The sequence below is a fragment of the Bacillus sp. LR--39 genome, assembly GCF_053613335.1.
This window is the reverse complement of record NZ_JBSIOT010001186.1, coordinates 1-606: the sequence shown is the minus strand read 5'-3', so window position 1 is coordinate 606 and position 606 is coordinate 1. Positions and strand designations below refer to the sequence as shown.

General features: G+C 43.4%; 1 pseudogene. It reads left to right on the top strand.

The window, feature by feature from the left end:
- Window positions 1-606 (top strand): annotated as a pseudogene (gene oppA / locus ACWHAR_RS29315) (oligopeptide ABC transporter substrate-binding protein OppA); the annotation flags it as partial.

Below are 606 nucleotides of genomic sequence, written 5' to 3'. Positions count from 1 at the left end.
TGGCGAACTTGATTGGGCCGGTATGCCGCTCGGACAGCTTCCGACAGAATCCCTGCCGACCCTGAAAAAAGACGGTTCTTTACATGTTGAGCCGATTGCAGGAGTGTATTGGTACAAATTCAACACTGAAGCTAAGCCATTAGACAACGTCAATATCCGTAAAGCTTTAACATATTCGCTTGACCGTCAGTCGATTGTTAAAAACGTTACGCAAGGAGAGCAAATCCCGGCAATGGCTGCAGTGCCGCCTACAATGAAGGGATTTGAGGATAACAAAGAAGGATACTTCAAAGACAATGATGTCAAAACAGCAAAAGAATACCTTGAAAAAGGCCTAAAAGAAATGGGCTTAAGCAAGGCATCTGATTTGCCGAAAATCAAATTGTCTTACAACACTGATGACGCACACGCGAAAATCGCTCAAGCAGTACAAGAAATGTGGAAGAAAAATTTAGGCGTTGATGTTGAGCTTGATAACTCAGAGTGGAATGTCTATATTGATAAGCTCCATAGCCAAGATTATCAAATCGGCCGTATGGGCTGGCTCGGCGACTTCAATGATCCTATCAACTTCCTTGAATTGTTCCGTGACAAAAACGGAGGAAA